The sequence below is a fragment of the Myxosarcina sp. GI1(2024) genome (assembly GCF_053543375.1).
Genome location: NZ_JBKGTY010000005.1, coordinates 37,174 through 56,267, shown reverse-complemented (window position 1 = coordinate 56,267; position 19,094 = coordinate 37,174). Strand labels below are relative to the sequence as shown.

General features: G+C 42.4%; 17 protein-coding genes and 1 pseudogene. 12 read left to right on the top strand and 6 right to left on the bottom strand.

Annotated elements, in window-relative coordinates:
• Positions 1–2: 2 nt before the first annotated feature.
• On the bottom strand, positions 3–3,578 hold the full coding sequence (gene nifJ, locus ACLFKQ_RS19200; protein ID WP_449001364.1) for a pyruvate:ferredoxin (flavodoxin) oxidoreductase: 3,576 nt from the start codon (positions 3,576–3,578) through the stop codon (positions 3–5).
• Between the two features lie 245 nt (positions 3,579–3,823).
• Here nifJ and ACLFKQ_RS19195 point away from each other — a divergent pair, with 245 nt between their 5' ends.
• On the top strand, positions 3,824–4,876 hold the full coding sequence (locus ACLFKQ_RS19195; RefSeq protein ID WP_449001552.1) for a YheT family hydrolase: 1,053 nt from the start codon (positions 3,824–3,826) through the stop codon (positions 4,874–4,876).
• A 164-nt stretch (positions 4,877–5,040) separates the two neighbouring features.
• Positions 5,041–5,622: a Uma2 family endonuclease gene (locus tag ACLFKQ_RS19190; protein ID WP_449001363.1), complete on the top strand. Its 582-nt coding sequence runs from the start codon at positions 5,041–5,043 to the stop codon at positions 5,620–5,622.
• Between the two features lie 251 nt (positions 5,623–5,873).
• On the opposite strand, the gene ACLFKQ_RS19185 is transcribed toward ACLFKQ_RS19190, so the two are convergent.
• A complete protein-coding gene (locus ACLFKQ_RS19185; RefSeq protein WP_449001362.1) occupies positions 5,874–6,173 on the bottom strand; it encodes a phage integrase Arm DNA-binding domain-containing protein in 300 nt (99 codons plus the stop codon).
• 338 nt (positions 6,174–6,511) lie between these two features.
• Between ACLFKQ_RS19185 and ACLFKQ_RS19180 the strand changes: the two genes are divergently transcribed.
• From ACLFKQ_RS19180 to ACLFKQ_RS19160, 5 genes and pseudogenes are all read left to right on the top strand, one after another.
• A complete protein-coding gene (locus tag ACLFKQ_RS19180; RefSeq protein WP_449001361.1) occupies positions 6,512–7,861 on the top strand; it encodes a cyclic 2,3-diphosphoglycerate synthase in 1,350 nt (449 codons plus the stop codon).
• A 6-nt stretch (positions 7,862–7,867) separates the two neighbouring features.
• A pseudogene (arcC, locus tag ACLFKQ_RS19175) lies at positions 7,868–8,772 on the top strand (carbamate kinase).
• 195 nt (positions 8,773–8,967) lie between these two features.
• The gene (locus tag ACLFKQ_RS19170) at positions 8,968–9,492 is read left to right on the top strand and encodes a GNAT family N-acetyltransferase (RefSeq protein WP_449001360.1); all 525 of its coding nucleotides are present in this window, start codon (positions 8,968–8,970) and stop codon (positions 9,490–9,492) included.
• A 67-nt stretch (positions 9,493–9,559) separates the two neighbouring features.
• Entirely contained in the window at positions 9,560–10,120 is a 561-nt protein-coding gene (locus tag ACLFKQ_RS19165) for a Uma2 family endonuclease (protein WP_449001359.1), read from the top strand.
• Between the two features lie 58 nt (positions 10,121–10,178).
• The gene (locus tag ACLFKQ_RS19160; RefSeq protein WP_449001358.1) at positions 10,179–11,117 is read left to right on the top strand and encodes a lysophospholipid acyltransferase family protein; all 939 of its coding nucleotides are present in this window, start codon (positions 10,179–10,181) and stop codon (positions 11,115–11,117) included.
• Here ACLFKQ_RS19160 and ACLFKQ_RS19155 read toward each other — a convergent pair.
• The 4 genes from ACLFKQ_RS19155 to ACLFKQ_RS19140 form a co-directional block, all read right to left on the bottom strand.
• Positions 11,114–11,734: an esterase/lipase family protein gene (locus tag ACLFKQ_RS19155; protein WP_449001551.1), complete on the bottom strand. Its 621-nt coding sequence runs from the start codon at positions 11,732–11,734 to the stop codon at positions 11,114–11,116. The two genes, ACLFKQ_RS19160 and ACLFKQ_RS19155, sit on opposite strands and share 4 nt — an antisense overlap.
• A gap of 595 nt (positions 11,735–12,329) precedes the next feature.
• Positions 12,330–13,778 carry a cardiolipin synthase gene (gene cls, locus ACLFKQ_RS19150; RefSeq protein ID WP_449001550.1) on the bottom strand — a complete coding sequence of 483 codons (1,449 nt, stop codon included), beginning with the start codon at positions 13,776–13,778 and terminating at the stop codon, positions 12,330–12,332.
• A gap of 24 nt (positions 13,779–13,802) precedes the next feature.
• Positions 13,803–14,678 carry an endonuclease/exonuclease/phosphatase family protein gene (locus tag ACLFKQ_RS19145; RefSeq protein ID WP_449001357.1) on the bottom strand — a complete coding sequence of 292 codons (876 nt, stop codon included), beginning with the start codon at positions 14,676–14,678 and terminating at the stop codon, positions 13,803–13,805.
• Positions 14,679–14,755: 77 nt separating this feature from the next.
• Positions 14,756–14,956, bottom strand: a complete 201-nt coding sequence (locus ACLFKQ_RS19140) for a hypothetical protein (protein WP_449001356.1) — start codon at positions 14,954–14,956, stop codon at positions 14,756–14,758.
• A gap of 421 nt (positions 14,957–15,377) precedes the next feature.
• Between ACLFKQ_RS19140 and ACLFKQ_RS19135 the strand changes: the two genes are divergently transcribed.
• From ACLFKQ_RS19135 to hypD, 5 genes are all read left to right on the top strand, one after another.
• Positions 15,378–15,947 carry a hypothetical protein gene (locus ACLFKQ_RS19135; protein ID WP_449001355.1) on the top strand — a complete coding sequence of 190 codons (570 nt, stop codon included), beginning with the start codon at positions 15,378–15,380 and terminating at the stop codon, positions 15,945–15,947.
• Positions 15,948–15,988: 41 nt separating this feature from the next.
• The gene (locus ACLFKQ_RS19130) at positions 15,989–16,486 is read left to right on the top strand and encodes a host attachment protein (RefSeq protein WP_449001354.1); all 498 of its coding nucleotides are present in this window, start codon (positions 15,989–15,991) and stop codon (positions 16,484–16,486) included.
• A gap of 229 nt (positions 16,487–16,715) precedes the next feature.
• Complete coding sequence (locus tag ACLFKQ_RS19125) at positions 16,716–17,231, top strand: CBS domain-containing protein (protein WP_449001353.1); 516 nt, start codon at positions 16,716–16,718, stop codon at positions 17,229–17,231.
• Between the two features lie 27 nt (positions 17,232–17,258).
• Positions 17,259–17,483, top strand: a complete 225-nt coding sequence (locus ACLFKQ_RS19120; RefSeq protein ID WP_449001352.1) for a hypothetical protein — start codon at positions 17,259–17,261, stop codon at positions 17,481–17,483.
• Positions 17,484–17,959: 476 nt separating this feature from the next.
• The gene (hypD, locus tag ACLFKQ_RS19115) at positions 17,960–19,060 is read left to right on the top strand and encodes a hydrogenase formation protein HypD (protein WP_449001351.1); all 1,101 of its coding nucleotides are present in this window, start codon (positions 17,960–17,962) and stop codon (positions 19,058–19,060) included.
• Positions 19,061–19,094 lie beyond the last annotated feature (34 nt).

The window sequence follows — 19,094 nt, the reverse complement described above, 5'->3', positions numbered from 1 at the left end:
TACTAACTATTAACCATTTCTTTTGCTGCCAAATACTGATACATGGCGTAGCGGGTATTTACATCTTCTTGTGCTTGTTGCATGAGTTTTTTTGCTACTTCTGGTTGGGAGTGCATCAACATTCGGAAGCGGTTTTCAGCATACATAGAAGGTTCTACCGGCTGTTTGGGAGTGCGACTGTCGAGTAAGAGTGGATTTTCACCTCGTTGTTTGCGTCTGGGATCGTAACGGTAAAGTAACCAGCGTCCCGAATCGACTAACGCTTTTTGCTGCTGCATGGCGGTAGTCATATTAATGCCGTGAGCGATACAGTGAGAGTAGGCAATGATTAAAGACACTCCTTCATAGGCTTCGGCTTCGAGAAACGCTCTTAACGTATGTTCGTCTTTGGCACCCATGGCAACGCTAGCGACATAAACATTGCCGTAAGTCATCGCCATTAACCCCAAGTCCTTTTTAGGTGCTGGTTTGCCTGCTGCGGCAAATTTGGCTACTGCACCTCTGGGGGTGGCTTTAGACATTTGCCCTCCCGTATTAGAATAGACTTCTGTATCCAAGATGAGAATATTGACATTCCGTCCGCTAGCGAAAACATGGTCTAGTCCGCCGTAACCAATGTCGTAACCCCAGCCATCACCACCAACAATCCAGACGCTTTTTTTAACCAGGTAATCGGCAAGGGACAGAAGTTGTTTGATTTGGGATATTGTAGTTAGGGGCAAATGGCTATTCGCCCTGACAATAGTTTCAAGTTTTTGTTTTAGTTGGGTAATGCGATCGCGCTGTTCGTAGATCTCGGCTTCGTCTTGTTGTTTGGCGGTTAAAATACTGTTAGCTAGTTTTTCTCCTACTTCATCGGCTAGAGATGTCAGTAACTCAGCTGCAAATTGAGCCTGTTTATCGATAGAAACCCGAAATCCCAAACCAAATTCGGCATTATCTTCAAACAGAGAGTTCGACCAGGCAACCCCTCTACCTTCAGCATTATGACTCCAAGGTGTTGTTGGCAGGTTACCGCCATAAATTGAAGAACAGCCAGTGGCATTGGCGACGATCGCGCGATCGCCAAAAAGTTGACTCATTAATTTGAGATAAGGAGTTTCGCCACAACCCGCACAAGCACCAGAGAATTCAAACAGGGGTTCTTGCATTTGCTGGTGGCTAATTTTATGGAGATTTAATTTAGTGCGCTCTGGGTTGGGAAGCTCGCAGAAGAAATTCCAGTTTTTTCGTTCTCGTTCTCGTAAGGGTAGCTGGGGTTGCATATTAATCGCTTTAAAGCGAGGCTGAGATTTATTTTTAGCAGGACAAACATCAACGCAGATTCCGCATCCCGTACAGTCTTCGGCTGCGACTTGGATGGTAAATTTCGCTCCTTTCCAGTCGTGTTCTCTTGCATCGGCACTCTTAAAGCTATCTGGGGCATTTTCTAGCTGTTGTGGTTCGTATACCTTACTGCGAATTACTGCATGGGGGCAGACCATCACGCATTTACCACACTGAACGCAGACATCGGGATCCCAAACGGGAATTTCTTGGGCAATATTGCGTTTCTCGAATTTAGCAGTACCAGTAGGATAGGTACCATCGCAAGGTAAAGCACTGACGGGGATACTATCTCCTTGTCGAGCGATCGCTGTGCCTAATACTTCTCGGACGAATTCAGGTGCGGTATCGGGTATTGGGTTGGGTTTGAAGGTGTCCCGTTCCGCTGATACATTCTCAATCTCGACTTCGTACAAATTATCTAAAGTGGCATCTACGGCTTTGAGATTCATGTTGACGATTTCTTCGCCTTTTTTACTGTAGGTTTTGCGAATTGACTGTTTAATCGCGGCGATTGCTTCTTCTTTAGGTAGCACTCCAGATAAGGCAAAGAAACATACTTGCATTACCGTATTAATTCTGCTGCCCATTCCCGCTTCGCGAGCAACTTTGTAAGCATTGATGGCATAGAACTTTAACTGCTTAGCGATAATCTGCTGTTGTACTCGCTGCGGTAACTGATTCCACAGTTCATCTCGCTGGTAGGGGCTATTGAGTAAGAAAATTCCTCCAGGTTCGATCGCCTCGAGAACTGGTAATTTTTCCAAGAAATGCCACTGGTGACAGCCAACGAAGCTAGCGTTGTTAATCAAATAGGTCGAATGAATCGGTTGGGAACCAAAGCGCAAATGAGAAACCGTTACCGAACCAGATTTTTTCGAGTCGTAGACAAAGTAACCCTGTGCATAGTTATCGGTAGACTCGCCAATAATTTTAATCGTGTTTTTATTTGCCCCGACAGTTCCATCCGAACCCAAACCGTAGAAGATAGCGCGGACGATCTCTAGTGATTCGGTTGAAAAGTTGGGATCGTATTCTAGGCTAGTGCCCATTAAATCGTCATTGATGCCGATTGTGAAATAATTTTTCGGTTGGTTTTGAGCTAAATTATCGAATACTCCTTTAATCATCGCTGGAGTAAATTCTTTGGAAGATAATCCGTATCGTCCCCCAACGATTTTAGGTAGAGACGTTCGATTGTATTCGACAAGAGCATTGACTACATCTAAGTATAGTGGTTCGCCTGCACTACCGGGTTCTTTCGTGCGATCGAGAACGGCGATACTCTTAACCGTTTTAGGCAACGCAGCGATAAATCTGAGAGAATCAAATGGGCGATAGAGCCTTACTTTAACCAAGCCAACTTTTTCACCTTCTCTATTGAGATAATCTACTGTTTCTCTTACCGCTTCGCATCCCGAACCCATGAGAACGATTACTCGTTTGGCTTCGGGATCGCCGTAATATTCAAACAAACTATACTGTCTTCCCGTCAGTTGGGCAAATTCATTCATTACTCGCTGAGTAATTTGCGGACAGGCTTGATAGTAAGGATTGACCGTTTCTCTGGCTTGGAAGTAAACATCGGGGTTTTGCGCCGTACCTCTGATTGCCGGGCGCTCTGGAGTTAAAGCCCTGTGACGATGAGCGATAATATCATCTTCTCTAATCAGCGATCGCATTAGCTCTTCGTCTAATAATTCGAGCTTTTGAATTTCGTGGGAAGTGCGAAAACCATCAAAGAAATGAAGGAAGGGAATGCGCGATCGCAAAGTAGTAGCAGTAGCAATTAGAGCCAGATCTTGGGCTTCTTGTACCGATGCCGAACATAACAAAGCAAAACCCGTAGCGCGAGTTGCCATTACGTCGCTATGATCGTCAAAAATAGATAAAGCTTGTGCTGCTAGAGAACGGGCTGCGACATGAAATACTGTTGGTGTCAGTTCTCCAGCTATTTTATACATATTGGGAATCATCAACAGCAATCCCTGAGAGGCGGTAAAAGTAGTCGTCAGCGAGCCCGTCTGTAAGGCACCGTGAACCGCACCTGCCACTCCGCCCTCACTCTGCATCTCCAATATTGTCGGTACGGTACCCCAAAGATTTTTCCTACTCTGTGATGACCAGGTATCCGCCCATTCACCCATTGGCGAAGAAGGGGTAATGGGATAGATCGCGATAACTTCATTTAGTGGATAGACAACCCGAGCGACGGCTTCATTACCATCGAGAGTAGCATGGGTTTGAGTCATTTCTCTAACAGGCGATTGCTTCGAGAGCACCATAATCAACCTCTTTTCATCTGGTTAGAACAGTCTTGTAGTGGTACTGTTCTAAGTTCACTTTAAAGTTAATTAAAAAGTTTGAGGATGTTGTGAAGTGTGACAACCTGGCTTTTTTCGCTCGTTACAATAGCAGTAGTTCCGATTTATTTACTGCATCGGAATTGGAAACTGTGTCAAGATCCACAAAAACATCTTCAAACATCAGTCTGTTTATGCGCCATCTTTCCTACACTCCACCTACGTTGCTGAAAAACGGCATGACGATGACTGTCTACACCGCTTTGAAAGCCAGCCGTAATTGGGAAAAGACCATTACCGAATCAGAACCACTTTACCAAGAAAAAATCTTTGTCGGTGCGGCAGGAGTGCCAATTTTTGGCATTGTGGCTATTCCCGAACGCCCACGAGGAACTATTGTCGGTACTTACGGGATTACAGGAGATTTGGATAACCAATGGTTTCTAAGGCTGTTGGGACGCAAGGCATTTGCCCAAAATTATGCCGTGGTTTTGTTTGACTGGCGTGCTCATGGCAAAACAGCCGAGTTATCTGCAACGCTCACTTCCGATGGTTTGTATGAAGGAGAAGATTTCGTTCGTATTGCTGCAGCAGCTAAAACCATGGGTTGTCCAGCACCATTTTGGTTTACCGGATTCTCTCTAGGAGGACAACTGGCGTTATGGGGGGTTAATTCAGCACAAACGATGGGAACCTGGGGGTCAGATCTCGGTTTACCAGAAGCAGAAATTGCTGGTGGAGCAGTGATTTGCCCCAGTTTAGATTCTAATCGTTCTCTAACCTATCTAGTTCAAAGTAAATTGGGTAGATTTATAGAAAAAGCGATCGCACGAGAACTGAAATTACAAGCTTTACGGATTCATCAGTACCATCCAGAGAAAATCGATCGAGCCGCAATTAAGCGAGTTAAAAGTATTTGGAGTTTCGACCGAGAACTGGTGATTGAGCGATTGGGTTTCTCGTCAGTCGAAGAGTATTACAAGCGCAGTAGTGCTTTAACCTTGTTACCTCACTTGAGAAAACCAACCCTGATCCTCTACGCAATTGACGATCCGATGTTCGATCCGGCAATCGTACCCGAGCTACAGGCTGCTGGTGCTGAAAATTCGGCGATTGACTTGGTGCTGACTGCTAACGGAGGACATGTCAGCTATATTAGTAGCAAAACTTGCCAGCGTGAAAATCAAGACGGCGATCGCTGGTGGGCATGGAATCGAATCTTAGATTGGTACAATCGTAATAGCTGAGTCTTTAACTGCCTTTGGATACTGTACTCAGTTTAAGCAATAAGTAATAAGTACAATACTCTTTACTCTTTACTCCCACACCTTTTTTCGTTCACCCGATTCGGCGTTCCATCACATATAAAGGCTTTAAAATAAAATTACAGTTATCAGTCGAACCAAGATCGATGGAAGCCATTGCTATCCCCAAGGGATTTAAAGTAACTCCAGAACAATTTGAGCAACTAGCATCTGCCGAACAGCTAGCTCGAATCGAATTAACCAAAGATGGAGAATTAATTGTTATGAGTCCCACTGGAGGTGAAGCAGGAAGAAAAAACCGTCGTTTAACACAGCAAATAGGAATTTGGACAGATCGAGACGGTACGGGAGAGGCTTTTGATTCTTCTACGGTGTTCGTTTTACCCAATGGTGCGAGAAGAAGTCCTGATGTTAGCTGGATTACATTAGAGAAATGGAATACCTTAACTCTAGAAGAAAAACAAGGTTTTCCGCCGATAGCTCCTGATTTTGTTATCGAGCTAGTAAGTCCTAGTGATATCGAGAACCAAGGATACGAAGACTTGCAGGCAAAGATAGAAGAATATTTAGATAATGGAGTGCAACTCGGTTGGTTAATCGAGCCGTCAGCAAAAACAGTTGAAATATATCGAGTCGGGCAACGAGTAGAGATTTTAAATAATCCTCAAACCCTATCGGGAGAAGATATCTTACCTGGATTTAGTTTGGATTTAAGTGAGATTTTTTGAGCCAATTGCTTTCCAATTCAACTTATTTTTAACTTATTAAAGTAAAATAGTCAGCATTACCGGGATGAATAATAAAACTATGACAATCCAAAATACTGTTTCTGGAGTCGTATCTGTAATTATTTCTTTTCTTTGGCGATGACTCATCTCATACCTCCCGCAGCGTTTAAAATTTGTCTATCGTTCGGAAATTGACTATACGACCTGGGAATCGCTTTCAAGCTGGGAATAATAAAATAAGAATAATTTGTTTAAAGATAATAACGTTTGTCTAACCAAGATCTAACTTCCTCTTCAGAACCGAGGTAAATAAAGCGATCGCTAATTGGATCGTAGATTCGGAAATAAGTATTGCCATATCGATCTTTTCTTTCCGATATTTTCGGTTCGTAATTCGGATCGAAATCGATTAAATTTTTACGCAAATTATCAATGCTTTTAGCCAAATTATGTCCCAGGTCAGCATTAAATATGGTTAGGGATTTTTTGGAGGTTTTTTCCCTAGAGTTTTCTTGCCGACAATTTAGTTTTGTTCTTGCCAAAGTTTTCATAATACTCCTTAGCTTCGCTCGAGCGTCAAAGAGCGATAGCTAGATCCTAGCTTTTTTGTCTCTAGTTATAGATTAGGAAGTTTATTTGAGGATTTTGTGATGAATTTTCATTCTAGTTGAGATAGACAATCACAGATCGAAATGATTTAGCGAGCGTTTGGTACCGCATAAATAGTCATTGAAAAATGGGACAGAAAGTGCTGTAGATTCCTCCCTAGTCGATTTCTTCATAAGTTCTTCAAGTAGTTTAGTTACTTTAAGCGTGGAAAGTATTAATCAAACGATAGTTTAAGATTTTTTTATAACTCAACTTAGCAATCTAATCGAGGAGCAATCTCATGGGGGGACGAAAGCGATCGCCTTCTAGAATTATTATTATGGGAGCGGCAGGTCGAGATTTTCATAATTTTAATCGGGTATACCGCCACGACCGAGAAGTAGAAGTAGTGGCATTTACCGCAGCACAAATTTCAGGCATTGCCAACCGTCGTTATCCACCTAGTCTTGCCGGTTCTCTTTATCCTGACGGTATTCCGATCGTCGATGAAACTGAATTTGAATCCCTTTGTCGTCGAGAACGAATAGACCGTGTGATGTTTGCCTACAGTGATTTGACTCACGCTGAAGTAATGCATTTAGCATCCCGCGCCATGGTAGCAAGTTCGGATTTCTTACTTTTAGGTCCCGAACGAACTATGCTGTCTGCCAAAGTACCCGTAATCGCTGTTTCTGCAGTCCGGACTGGTTGTGGCAAGTCTCAAACTACCCGTTGGCTGTCTAAACTACTGCTTCAAAAAGGGTTACAGGTAGCAGTTATCCGCCATCCTATGCCTTACGGAGAGTTAGAAAAGCAAGTAGTGCAACGATTTGCTAGTAAAGCAGATTTAGATGTAGCTGAATGCACGATTGAGGAACGGGAAGAATACGAACCTCATATAGAGTTGGGTAACATAGTCTATGCAGGAATCGATTATGAATTAATCGTCCAAAAAGCCGAACGAGAAGCAGATATTATCCTTTGGGACGGTGGTAATAATGACTTTCCTTTCATTCGACCAGATCTACATTTGGTGTTAGTCGATCCTTTACGTCCCGGAGATGAAACTACTCACCACCCAGGGGAAGTAGTCTTGCGGATGGCAGATATTGTAGTCATTGCTAAAATCGATTCGGCGGCTGATGCGGACGTACAGCAGGTTAGGGATACAGCCAAAAAAGTTAATCCTCGAGCTACAATCGTTCGCGGTACTTCGCCGATTAAATTAGACGATCCAGAAGCGGTACGCGATCGCCGCGTCTTAGTAGTCGAAGATGGTCCAACTACTACTCATGGCGGCATGTCCTACGGTGCTGGTTACGTAGCTGCTACCCGCGCTCAAGCAGCAACGATTGTCGATCCTAGAGATTATGCCGTTCCAGAAATTGCTGAAGTTTATGACCGCTATCCTCACATTGGCTCAGTATTGCCAGCGATGGGTTATTTCCCTTCCCAACTCAAAGCACTAGAAAAAACTATTAACAATGCAGAAGCTGACGTAGTCGTAGCAGCTACTCCTAGCGATCTCAGTTCGCTGATGGAACTCAACAAACCAGTAGTCCGTGCCCGCTATGAGTTCGCCGAGACAGGTACGCCGAGTCTCTCGGCTCAAGTCGAGAAGTTTCTCGTGCAGAACAATTTGGGAGGATAGGTAATAATGCTCGTGGTTATTGCCTTGGGCGGTAACGCCCTAATTAGGCGCGGTCAAACTCCAGAAGCAGATATCCAACGACAAAATATTCAGCGAGCAGCCAAAGCGATCGCCGAAGTTGCTAGAGAACATCAAGTAGTACTCACTCACGGCAATGGTCCCCAAGTGGGACTGCTGGCAATGCAAGCCGAAGCTTACCAGCAAGTCAAACCCTATCCTCTCGATATTCTAGATGCCGAGACAGAAGGGCGATCGGCTATTTAATCGAACAAGAACTCCACAATCAACTACCAGAGCGATCGATAGTCACTCTGCTCACTCAGATTGAAGTAGATCCCGACGATCCTGGTTTTACCGAACCTACTAAACCCATCGGTGCGGTTTATTCAGAGAGTGAGGCGAAACAGTTAGCTAAAACAAAAGATTGGACGATTGCCCCCGATAGGGAAGGCTATCGCCGCGTCGTCCCCTCTCCAGAACCCAAACGAATCTTAGAATTATCGGCAATTCGCTTACTCGTAAAAGTGGGAGCATTAGTCGTCTGTGCTGGCGGTGGTGGTATTCCCGTTGTGGTTACTCATGCAGGTAGTATTCGTGGAGTTGAAGCAGTAATCGATAAAGATTTAGCGACGACAATACTGGCAACAGAGTTAAAAGCCGATGCGTTACTGCTATTAACCGATGTAGATGCTGTTTACGCTAACTGGGATAGCCCAGAAGCACGAGTAATACATGAGATAACCCCACAGCAGTTACCCAACTATAGCTTTGCTCCCGGTTCGATGCAACCGAAGGTAGAAGCAGCTTGTCGTTTTGTTGAGGCTACAGAGAGTATAGCGGGAATTGGAAAGTTAGAAGATGCAGCAGCCATTTTGAAGGGCAATCGTGGGACAATTGTTAGAGCAGAATAGCGAATGTACCGAAAGTTTCTTAATATCATTTAGGGAGTAAATATAGGAAAAATTTCTCTGATTTACTCTATACAGAGTGGATATTCAGAAAGTTTCCGCTCGCAATAAGCTAATCGCGTCGAGTAACGGATGCGGTTCAGCTGGTTCCTTAGCGTTCAAGAACAGCCCAGTATGAATTTGAATGTACGCAGAGCCTTGGAATCAGATAGACAAGCGATTTTGGATGTTGTCATTGCTGCATTTGGTAAGGTGCAAGGGCAAGAAATTGCCGATCTAGTGACCGATCTATTGGAAGATCCAAGTGCGCAACCATTGTTATCGCTTGTTGCGATTTCTAATGATAACGTTATTGGACACATTTTACTTACGAGCACGGAAATCGAGCATCAGCCAATAGTTTCTTCGGCTATCCTTGCCCCCTTGTCTGTACGCCCAGAATATCAAAATCAGGGAATCGGAGCTCAGCTAATCAATGAAGGGTTAAGACAGTTGAAGACAGCGGATATGGAACTGGTGTTTGTGCTAGGTCATCCCGGCTATTACCAAAAGTATGGCTTTACCCCCGCTGGGGTGAAGGGATTTGACGCACCGCATCCAATTCCTTATGAAAACTCTGAAGCCTGGATGGTTCGAGAACTTCGCCCAGGTACTATTGGTCATGTTAGTGGGCGAGTAATATGTGCTGAGACGCTCAACGATCCTAAGTATTGGCGAGAGTGAACATAATATCGATTAAAATAAAATAGGGATAAGAAATTGACCTGGCAAAGTTGGAGACAACCTCAAAATGTTACAAGCTTGTTCCAAAGTACTGACATTGGAGGAGTTTTTGGAACTGCCAGAAACTGAGCCTTCTAGTGAGTACATTGATGGTCAAATTGTTCAAAAACCCATGCCCCAGGGGAAACATAGTAGGATTCAAGGAGAACTAGTTTCCGCTATTAATATTGTAGTTAAACCGAAAAAAATCGCCTGTACATTTCCTGAGTTACGCTGTACCTTTGGAGGACGCTCAACCATACCTGACATCGCAGTATTTGTTTGGAATCGAATTCCCTGTGATGAAAATGGAGAAATTGCTAATGCCTTTTCCCTAGCTCCAGATTGGACAATTGAAATCTTGTCTGCTGACCAAAGTTATACAAAAGTAACCAAAAATATTCTTCATTGTCTCAAGCATGGAACTCAGATAGGGTGGTCGATCGATCCAGACGAAAAAGCCGTCTTGGTTTACCGTCCCCAACGAGAAGTTGAGGTGTTTGACGAGCCAGATGTCTTGCTTCCCCCATCATTTGTGAACGAACTAAATCTTACGGTCAAAGATTTGTTTGCCTGGTTAGTACTTTAATAGATTTAAGAGAATATATTTTAAACTCTCGATTAAAAGAGTATTTTCAGGTTATTGAATGAACGATCGAACGCCTCAAAGTTTAGTCTCCTTAATTGAATCTGCAAAAACTTGTGTAGATTTATATCTCAAAGCATCTAGAGCATCCGCCGACAGCCTCACTGGTTGGTCACTAGAAGACCGAAACCCAGAAATAATTGAAAAGCTGATGCCTTTTTTCGGCTGGGTATACCAAAATTATTTTCGAGTGCGAACCGATGGCTGGGAAAACATTCCCAAAACAGGAAAAGTGCTCTTGATTGGTTCTCATAATGGTGGTTTGGCAGCTCCCGATACCGTGATGATGACTTATGATTGGTTTCGCAATTTTGGTACGGAGCGATCGGCCTATGCGTTAATGGATCCCAAAATCTGGAAGTTATTACCTGGTTTGGCTCGCTTGGCAACACAAGTAGGCACCATTCAACCACATCCGGATTTGGCGAGGGCAGCGCTGCGCCAAGGTGCTGCTGTTTTAATCTATCCGGGAGGAGCCAAGGATGTGTTTCGACCCTATTCGTTGAGAGACAAGATCTATTTTCATGGGCATCAAGGATTTATCAAACTAGCCTTGCAGGAAGAGGCTCCAATTATCCCGTTTATTTCTCATGGAGCCCATTCTACCCTAATTGTGTTGGTGGATATCTATCCTCAATTGCAGCAACTGCATCAATTGGGTATGCCTTGGTTGGGGGGCATCGATCCTGGCGTATTCCCCATTTATCTGGGGTTGCCTTGGGGTATTGCCTTTGGTCCCTTACCCAATATTCCCTTGCCGATCGCTCTCCACACTAGAGTCTGTCCGGCGATTGTCTTCGAGCGATATGGAGAGGAGGCGGCTCACGATCGCGATTATGTCGAGCACTGCTATCATCGAGTTTGCCAACAGATGCAGCAAGAACTGGATCGATTATTTCGAGAGGAAGAAAACTCTGGTTTTAAATTATCTTGTTTCTAAGCTGGCTCTTGATGAGCCAAAGCTCGCATCACCGTTTCTCGAACGCTGGGATCGTTCATCATAAAGGTATGCATGACTGGTAGCTGAACTATGCGGTCTCGAGCAGACAATCTAGTCTCATTCAGAGCAACAATACCATCATTGAGTTCCTCTCCAAATGGACTCCAGAATCCTGTCGCTCCTCCAATTCCCGCCACAATCGTGTAGGGAGATTTCAGTCTTGGGAGGGAAGAAAAAAAAGCTGGATTGGTTAAGTTAGATCCACATCGACCCGTCCACCATCTAAAAAGTGGTAATTTCCAAGCATGAGGCGCGAGACGTGGTAGCTGGTTTGGCGTACCCAACATCACGATGTGTTTGGGCAGTTCGATAGAACCCAATCCGAGAGCTACTCGCGTTAATAATCCGCCGAGAGAGTGGGCAACAATTCCATAAGAACCTTGGCTAGCTAGTGCCTGAAGTCGGACTCGAAGGCGTTCGACGATGCGATCGAAGGTTTCTGTAACGGCAAAGTAGCTAAATTGTTCGGTCGTCCATCCCGCTCGTTGTAAATCCCACTCTAAACCTAGCAGTGACAGGGGTGTTCGACTAAGACCATGAATTAGCAAGATCTTCATCTTTCTCATCATTCAAAATATTGGTAATTTTAGCAGATAATTTTAGTAGTAAATAGATTCGCTCTAAACTGTATTCATTAAGATGAATTATCAGTTTTACGAGCTGTAAAATTCATTCTAAACATTGAGATTATTAAGTAAAGTTCTGTATCATTTACCCGGTCTCAAAACAAAAAGTGATAAATTAATAATTGAAGTCTAAAAAACTTCCCTGACAGAAGATTACAGGTTTGTTCCCATTTAATTTAAGGAGGTTTAACAATCTGTTTCATTTAATATCTGTCTCGTTTTATCAAAACAGTAACACTCAACTAGAAAGCCGATATTTCCTCAAGTGGATAAACAGGGAGTTAATTTACTGAAAAATATCAAACAGTAAAACTCCAAATCAGATTAATGTAAGAGTGGAAATGCCTCAGCGAGTATAGCTTGAGTGTTGTTGTTTGATGGCAAAATCGCTCTACTTTAGTTTGGTAACTTGGTAACTTCAGCCTGCTAAAAAAATTCCAATCTGCCCGCCCAACTAATACGCTCGAGCTTTAGAGATTAGAGAAACGCCTTGGTAGTAACTAAGAGAAGAAAATCTTCGATATGGTTACAATATTGGTGCTAACAAGCGAGATATTCTAGCAGCTAACTTAAACCAACAAGGTTTTTTTTGATAAGTACTAAAGTCGACTGCTGAAGAAAGATTTAAGTCTGATTGCAGCATAGTTTCAACACATTGAATGAAGTGACTATCGATCGAAAAGGTCATTACTTCAAAATTTAAAAAAAACGAACGATTATCTAGGTTAACCGTACCTACACCTGCTATGTCGCCATCGACGAGGATAGCTTTTTGATGCATAAATCCAGAGCGATAACGGTATAGCTTAATTTTTACCGCTTGCAACTCTTGATAGTAAGAAAAAGAACATAAGTAGACAGTTAAATGATCGGGGCGATTGGGTAAAATAATCCGCACGTCTACGCCACGTAGAGCAGCTAACTTAAGAGCGTTGAGAATAGAACTATTCGGAACGAAATAAGGTGTAGCAATCCAGAGTCTACTTTGGGCTCGTTCGATTAATGAGAGAAAGAATAAATTGCAATTGTCTAGGGAATCTGCTGGACCCGTTGGTAAGATTAAGATCGTTTGGTTGTGTTTACTCGCCCTTTGCACCTGCCAGCAAACTTGAGGAATTTCCTTGGTCACCCAATACCAATCTCCTAGAAAGACGCTTTGCAAACATTGAACTGCGGCACCTCGAATTTTTAAATGAGTATCTCGCCAGGAGCCAAAATGGAGATTTTTTCCTAAATATTCATCGCCGATATTTAAGCCACCCATAAACCCTACTCGTCCATCGACGATCGCAATTTTGCGATGGTTGCGAAAGTTAATTTGAAAGCGGTTACCTTTTCTTCTGGTACTACCAAAGCCAGCGACATTGATGCCGTGCTGACGTAAAGATTTAAGATAAGTACGAGGGAGTTTACGCGAGCCAATTTTGTCATAGAGCAAATTAATCCTCACTCCCTGCTTGGCTTTATCAATCAGAGCTTGTTTGAATTCATTTCCCAGGCGATCGTTATTAATAATATAGGATTGCAACAAGATATAGTCTCGAGCTTCGGCGATCGCCTGTAACATTTCTCTATAGGTTTGCTCGCCATCAATGAGCAATGTCACCTCATTGCCAACGGTAAAAGGAAGAGGGCTGAGTACCTCGGTAAGTTTTTCTAGGGTAGTAAATTTAGCTGGAAGTACGGCTTTGAATTCCAGAATGGTTTGATATACTTGACTGACTAATTGATGTTGTTCTGAATATGCTTTTTGTAGAGCTTTAGCATATTCATGAAACTCGTTTTTGCCTAAAATTAGATACAAAGGAATAGCCAGCCAGGGAAAAGTAATCAAAGAAATTCCCCAGGCGATCGCCCCTCGGGATGAACGCACCGCCATCACTGCATGAGCAGCACTAATAGCACCCAAACAATGTACGATTACCGTAACTACGCTCCAAATTGAGACGATGTTAATATTAATCCCTGCCAGCATATCGAGCATATGTTGATTATCGATCTAAATATAAAACTCTACCAGCAAAGGATTGTGATCTGAAGAGGAAAATGTATCGATTACTTTGGCACTAGCTAATTTTTGTTTTAGTCCTCTATAAAATATATAATCTAGGGGCGGAGACAGCAAGAAGCGTTTGATTTTTAGGGCTTCAACCCGAGGAAAACTGACAGGAGTCATACCCAACTCATCTATCATCTGTAATAAAAGTAACCATCGCGAACGATTCCAAGTATTAAAGTCTCCCGAGAAAATCACTGCTCCTTGGTGTCGAGCGATTATTGCTTTAATTTCTTGCAATTGAACTTGAAATTTTTTGGTTTCGACGAAGTTAATCAAATGAGCATTAACAGTTAGCAGAGTTTCTTTCTCGTTACCGAGAGAATATTCAACAAATAGAGAAACTTTAGGCGTACCGGTTACCGGTTCTCGGTGTTTGGTAATCTTGGCTTTACTATTAAGGCGATTGGTTTTAGTTGCAGTTAGCACTCCCGAATAGGTGCCATCCCTAGTGTCAATTAAGTTAGGAGCAAAACTCCAACCCATCGATGTTAGTTCGGGAATTTGTTGCTCGATCGCACAGAGACGAACCTCTTGTAAAAAAATTTTATCTGGCTGATGTCGTTCGATAATTGACAGAAAATCTTTACTCCAGTGGCGATCGCGATTATTTTTGGCGATATTCCAGCTTAAAATCTTAATTGAATCTCGATTTAAGGGCGATGGACTGGGATGAGTGTTCTCAACTGTGGTTTCTAAAACTTTCCCAAATCTGTGGATAGGACTTAGTTGTTTGAAATAGGATAGGGTACTACGTTCTTGTAGCTCGAACATCGCTTGAGGCAACTTGACTTTAAGTATTAAAATGTTTCTACTCAATTATGACGAAGTTTAAGGGAGAAGCTACTAAATCTTTAAGCATTTCAGAGTATTAATTATTTACTTGAATAGGGAGGCTAATCGGTCAATTTTGGCTTTTGTCTCCTCGACTTAACTGGCGATCGCTCGATCTCTCCTTCACAATAGCCTAGATCGTACATACTGGCTGCCTGAGGATCGTGTTCTGGGGTTTGTTTGGGTTTCCCCTCCCAAGCATCGGCTTTACCTTGGTTAATCCAGTCTGCGTCGGACATCTCGTGAATTAGGTTGTCGTTCATCGTGACTTGTTTCTCCTGTGGCTTTGGCTAACTTTGCTAATTAAAAAATCTCTACTACCGTTGTAGCTATTTAAGAACCGATCGAGATATTTTCGTAACTTTTTGATAAAAAATCTTGGCTGTATTCTTGATATAATTATAGTTAGAAGACTAACTAATAAATTGCTTGAAATCGACTTCAATCGCCGTCGAGATTGAGGTTGGAAATGAGCAAAAAACTAGTATTGAACGCTAAACAGTAGTTATTCGTGGATTAAACCAGCTTATCAATAGCATCAGTATTACCGAGTTTTATTATCTAGGAAATTCAAAAAAACACAACTTAATAATAATTTAATTGTAGAACGGACAATTTAATTTATTTATTAAAAATTTTGCCTTTGGCGATCGCATTCGTAGTGCTAGGAGGTGTAAATTGGTCATGTTAAAACCAAAACTCGGTCGACTCAGTAAAGTCTCGAGCATTTCTGCTGGGACGACCTTAGCCCTGGTTTTGGGCAGTTTGGGTTTACTGCCAACTGTAGGGTTAGCTCAAATCCAATCGATTACAGCTACTAGTGCGCAATTAGAGACTCTATACCTCAACAATAATCGCAGCTATTCCTATAACTTAGTGGCAGATAAAAGAGGTGTAATTGACGGAATAGTTATTCCCAAAGGTGCCACTATCGTAGGGAAATACATTCCAGCTAAAGGCGGACTCCGCTATGTCGCTGAAGCAGTAACTTACGATCGCTATAGCTATCGGATTAGTGCTATTTCTCCAGTACTCAAAGACGTTAAAGACCCTAGAGACAGAACCGCTGGCGCGATCGCTGAAGATGCAGCCATTGGTGCTGCCGGAGGCACAGTTCTCGGTGAAGTTTTTGGTAGCGCAGGTGTCGGAGAAATTCTGGGTGGTGCAGCAGCAGGTGCGGTAGTGGGAAACGTTACCGCAGATCGAGTTGTAGTTATCGATCCCAATCGGCAGATTGTGTTGCAAGGTAATTAATACCTACAAGATTGATATTAAGGTTTGACAGGGTGTAAATCATGAGTAAGTTTGTCATCGTAGTTGTTAACCGAACTCAAGCACGTTTTTTTACTCTAGACACGGCAGAATTAGACTTATCTGTTGTCGAAACTGTAGCAAAATTGAGAGAACGTCAAGGACTACTAAATTCCGTTGCAGAACTTCAGGGTCAAGAACTTTGGGCAAATACCAAAACTGGACGCAATCGCGGTACGAGGGGACAAGCTCACAGTTACGACGACCATCGACAAGACCACATGCTTGAATTCGACCGTCAATTCGCCCAAAAAATTACTAACAGAATCGCTCATTTACTAGAGTCCGAGCAAGCGCGACAATTAATCCTAGTAGCAGAACCGCAATTTTTAGGCTTAATGCGAGAAACTCTGAAATCACCTCTGTTTAAAGCGATCAAGATCGAAGAATTAGATAAAGATATCTGTCACTTTAGCTCGCTCCAAATTCATGATTATCTGGCGAAAAGAAAATTATTGCCAGCGCGATCGAGAATGCTTTAATAGCTAGGTCTCGATTTTTACTGGGGTTCTTTGCCGATCACAGATGTGATTTCGAGTAAGACTCGAGCGATAAACTAAAATTAGTATTTCTATTCACACGAGATTATCGAGTTGCTCGTCTATAAGTTACAAGTTAAATATCGAAATATAGGTATTTAAAGACCGAGCGCAATAATATTTGCTTTAGTTTTAGATAGAAGAAAAAATTGAAAATTCAGGGAGAAGAGCAATGAAAGCAGCAGACATCATGACTACTAAAGTATTTACGATTCACAGTTTGGCAACTGTAGCTGAGGCGCTCGCGATGATGCAGGATAAAAAAGTGCGTTCTTTAATTGTCGAACCTAGTGATGATGAGGAAGCTTACGGAATCATTAGCGAAACAGATATTGCCTACAAAATAATTGCTCGAGAAAAAAATCCTGAAGAAATTTTAGTCTATCAAATCGTAACTAGACCTTGTATCGTGGTTAATCCCGATCTCAGTCTAAAAAATGTCGCCCGACTATTTGCTGAAGCTGGTATTCAAAGAGCCCCCGTAATTCAAAAAGAGCTTCTGGGAATCATTTCGGTAACCGATTTGTTAATGAAGCTAAATGTCGCGCCTCAACCCAATTCTAATAAACTATCTGAAAAGATTCACGATACTCTGTTACACGAGCGCATAGTTCGCGATCGCCAAGAAGAAATAGATCGAGAATGTGAAATAGCTTGGGATGCAGTCGATGAATCAGAGACTGAATAAATCGAAATGGATAATAGTTAGTAGTTAGTGGTTAGTCGTCAATTTCAAACTAATGAGTCTCTAGGTTGCCACGAGGCGATCGCTAGTGCCCTATTTTCTTTACCATTCCATGGCAAGTTTCACGGAGCATCTTCCCAATCCCTCAGCTTTTCTCCTTGTTTCTGTTTGGGAGTTGTGCTCAGTGGAACTTTTGGTTTTCCGAAATCTACCAATTGGTTACGCTTTTGTCTTTTAGGATTGTTTTTACGATGAGGTAGATCTGATTTAACTAACATTTTAATTTATCTCCATTACAAGTTAGATGAGTTAACCAAGCCAAACTATAGCATTTAAGATAAAGATCGCTCGCACTTATCCAATGCTTTATGTTGAAATTTGGCTTGACTAGGTTAAGTAAAAAACCAAAATTAATTTCGATCTTTTAACCGGATTATAAACAAATATTATGAGTAATTCGTGAGCATATTTATCTCAAATATTTGCTAGGTTAATTGGCTAAATTTTTTGGGTCTACATACATGGCAATACCAGCAACCCCGAGGACATTTGTTAGACTTTCTTTTTTCTACTCCTCATTCCTTCTTGACTAGATTAATGTTCTAATCCGTTATCCTATTGCTATAAAAAGCTCACAAAATCTTCAAATTTTATTTTTAAATTGAAATCGAAGAAGTTTTCTGGCGATCTTTGGCTAGATATACAACATTATTAACAGTACTAATGTTCTGATGAAATTTGTCGATGAATATCGTAATGCCGCAATAGTAGATCGTTATATTAAAGCGATCGCGCAAATAACTACTCGTCCCTGGACGATTATGGAAATTTGCGGCGGACAGACTCACTCCATAGTTAAATACGGCATCGACAAATTGTTACCCCAGGAAATTACTTTGGTTCATGGTCCTGGGTGTCCCGTTTGCGTTACCTCTGTAGATTTAATCGATCGCGCGATCGCACTTGCTACTCTTCCAGAAGTGACTTTTTGCTCGTTCGGGGATATGCTGCGAGTTCCTGGTAGTCAGAGCCAAGACTTGTTGTCGGTTAAAGCTGCCGGTGGAGACATACGAATTGTATATTCTCCACTAGATGCACTAGAAATTGCGCGTCAACATCCAGAACGAAAAATTATCTTTTTTGCGGTGGGATTTGAGACTACCACTCCGACAACGGCAATGGCAGTATATCGAGCTAGCCAGTTAAACATTGACAACTTTTTTTTATTGGTAGCACACGTACTCGTTCCCCCAGCAATGGAACTGATTCTAGCCGCACCTGATAATTGCGTCCAAGGATTTTTAGCGGCGGGTCATGTCTGCACGGTTACGGGATATCGAGAATATCAACCTATCGCTCGCAAGTATGGCGTGCCGATAATAGTTACTGGCTTTGAACCTGTAGATATTCTTCAAGGAATTTATCTGTGTGTCGAGCAACTAGAAGCAGGCAGAACAGAAGTACAAAATCAGTATAGTCGTTCCGTTAGTTCTGAGGGCAATCAAACGGCTCAAAAATTAGTTGCAGACATATTTGAAATCGTCCCTCGTCAATGGCGTGGTATTGGTACGATTGCCAATAGTGGTTTGAGATTGCGAGATAAATATCGTCATTTTGATGCTTTGAAAAATTTTAAGCTCGAAGTTTCTACCACCAAAGAATCATCGGACTGTATTAGTGGCTCGATTCTTAAGGGAACGAGAAAACCCTCTCAATGTCAAGCATTTGGTAAGCGTTGTACTCCAGAACATCCTTTGGGTGCGCCAATGGTATCTTCTGAAGGTGCTTGTGCTGCTTACTATCGTTATCGGCAGTTAGTTGGGAGTAAATAGTTAGTTTAATAATTTGAGACTTTTCAGAGCATCA